Source organism: Rhodobacter sp. P2_H5, assembly GCF_056403335.1.
Genome location: NZ_JBFUFS010000041.1, coordinates 1 through 2,513, shown reverse-complemented (window position 1 = coordinate 2,513; position 2,513 = coordinate 1). Strand labels below are relative to the sequence as shown.

General features: G+C 62.4%; 3 protein-coding genes. All 3 read right to left on the bottom strand.

All coding sequences use genetic code 11. From position 1 onward, the window contains the following. Positions 1-29: 29 nt before the first annotated feature. From tnpC to AC1DVR_RS23235, 3 genes are read right to left on the bottom strand one after another with little or no spacing between them, the layout of a single operon-like run. Positions 30-1,598, bottom strand: a complete 1,569-nt coding sequence (gene tnpC, locus AC1DVR_RS23245) for an IS66 family transposase (RefSeq protein WP_478002999.1) — start codon at positions 1,596-1,598, stop codon at positions 30-32. 54 nt (positions 1,599-1,652) lie between these two features. Further along, positions 1,653-2,006: an IS66 family insertion sequence element accessory protein TnpB gene (gene tnpB / locus AC1DVR_RS23240; RefSeq protein ID WP_478002998.1), complete on the bottom strand. Its 354-nt coding sequence runs from the start codon at positions 2,004-2,006 to the stop codon at positions 1,653-1,655. Beyond that, positions 2,003-2,404 carry a transposase gene (locus AC1DVR_RS23235; protein WP_478002997.1) on the bottom strand — a complete coding sequence of 134 codons (402 nt, stop codon included), beginning with the start codon at positions 2,402-2,404 and terminating at the stop codon, positions 2,003-2,005. Before AC1DVR_RS23235 ends, tnpB begins: the two co-directional genes overlap by 4 nt. Between the last annotated feature and the right edge of the window lie 109 nt (positions 2,405-2,513).

The following is a 2,513-nucleotide window of genomic DNA, read 5'->3' as shown; positions in this document are numbered from 1 at the left end:
GTAAGCGGTGGCTGACACCCGTATGGGTTTCAGCTTGACTGCTTTTGGAATGCCCAGGGCATGAGGTCGTCGATGCGGGACGCCGGGTAGCGGTTGGCGATAGCTGTCAGGGTTGCACGCAGGTAGGCGTAAGGGTCGACAGCGTTCAGCTTGCAGGTTTCAATAAGCGAGGCCATGCGTGCCCAGGTGTGGCCGCCCTCATCATGGCCCGCGAACAGCGCGTTTTTGCGATTGAGGGTTATGGGTCGGATCGTGTTTTCGACCGGGTTGGTGTCCATCTCGACCCGTCCATCGGTCAGGAAGATTTGCAGACCATCCCAGTGCCGGTGGATGTATGCAAGCTTCTCGCCGAGGCGGGATTTGGCAGAGATTCTGCTGCGTTGCTTGGTCAGCCAGAGGCGGAAGTCGGCGACCAACAGGTCGGATTGCTTCTGGCGGACAGCGAGGCGCTCATAGGGACTACTCCCCCGGATCTTGGCCTCGATCTTGTATATTTCCGCGATGCGACGCAGGCCCTCGGCGGCGATTTCGGAGCCGTCCTTCTGGTAGATGTCGTGCAGTTTGCGCCGCGCGTGGGCCCAGCAATAGGCCAGCGTCAAAGGTTTGCCGCCGACACGCCTGGGTTCTGCCAGGGCATCATATCCGGTATACCCATCGACCTGCAGAATGCCCTCAAAGCCGGTCAAAATGTCCATCGCATGGCTGCCATGGCGCCCGGGCGCATAGGTGAACACGACCGCAGGTGGATCATCTCCGCCCCAGCCTCGATCATCCCGGGTCAATGCCCAAAGGTAGCCGGTCTTGGTTTTGCCTGCCCCGGGGTCAAGCACCGGGGCACGGGTCTCATCCATGAAGAGGCGGCCGGATCGTTTGAGATGAACCAGCATCCGGTCAACGACGGGAGCCAAATGATAGGCAGACGTGCCACACCAGCTCGCGAGGGTTGATCGGTCGAGATTGATGCCGCCGCGCCCGTAGATCTGGCTTTGGCGGTATAATGGCAAGTGATCGGCATATTTGGAGACTGCCACATGGGCGAGCGTGCCTTCAGTCGGCAGCCCACCTTCGATCAGCCAGTGAGGGGCGTCGGCTTGGCAAACCCCGGCATCACAGCGGCGGCAGGCATAACGTGGGCGAACCGTCACGATCACCTGGAAACGGGCCGGGATGATGTCCAGCCGTTCGGCACGGTCTTCGCCGATCTTCACCATATCGATGCAGCCGCAGGGGCAGACCTTGTGCGCAGGCTCGATCACCTGTTCGATGCGTGGCAGATGGTCTGGCAGATGCCCGAGGTTGCGTTTGGCCGCTGGTCGTCTTTGGGTGCCATCGGCGTTGCGGGCATGCAGCGCATCACTGGCGGCTTCGGCCTCGGCGACAGCCGTCTCCAGGTCTTCGAAAGCCAACTGACGGGCGTCGGGATCCAACTGCTCGGACCGCTTGCCATAGAGAGCATGGCGCAGTTCGGCGATCAGGTAATCCTGACGCTCGGTATGGGCCTCAAGCCCCGCGACCTTGGCCTGCATGGCCAGAAACGCCTCTCGCACGGCAGGCGGAAGAGCATCCAGATCAAGGGGTTGGGCGGCGGATGATGACATGCCCGTTCATACGGCATCACCCCACAAAAGCCCATGTTTCCAAGGTGATCCGAGTCATTCTGTCGCAGGCGGAATGGTAGGTCGCGGCGCATGGATCCGGCGCCAGTCGAGCCCGGCAAACAGCGCCTCGAACTGCACCCGCGACAGCCGCATGACCCCGTCGCCGACCTTGGGCCAGGCAAAGCCGCCCTGCTCCAGGCGCTTGTAGATCATCACGATCCCACTGCCGTCCCAGAACAGAACCTTGATCCTGTCGCCACGCTTTGACCTGAACACCACCATTACCCCCGCCTTGGGCGCAAAGCCCAGCTCGGCATGCGCCATAGCGGCCAGCCCATCGTGTCCCTTGCGGAAGTCGACGGGCTTGGTCGCGATCACGATCCGAACCGACTGATCCGGGAAGATCACAGGGCCCTCTTCAACGCAGCCGCCAAGGCCGCTGCACGTTCCGGGCTGCAGTCTGGCGCGACATGCAGCACCGCACCGGCGATCTCGACCCGGATCACCGCGCAATCGGTCTTCACGATGTCAGGACCGGGCACAGCCACAGGCTCGACCACAAGCGGCACGAAACTGGGGGCACCATCGGCGGGCAGGACAAGCTTCCCCTTCTGGGCAAGACCACGCCACTGCGAAAGATGCCGGGCGATCAACCCATACTTCTCGGCCACATCACAAACACGCGCCCCGGGAGCCAGGCTCTCGGCCACAACCCGTGCCTTCAGATCATCCGGCCAACGCCGCCGCCCGGTTGGCCCATCCAGAACCTCGATGCGCGAAACTCCCTTGCGACTGGGAACCTCCATCCGGTGCTCATTTTGGTGTTCCACTGCCAAACTCCTGCAAACTCAGTTGCAGGGCGGCATGCCCGAAAGACCTTCGCCCCGGAACCACGGGGCCGTCGCACCGCTTACC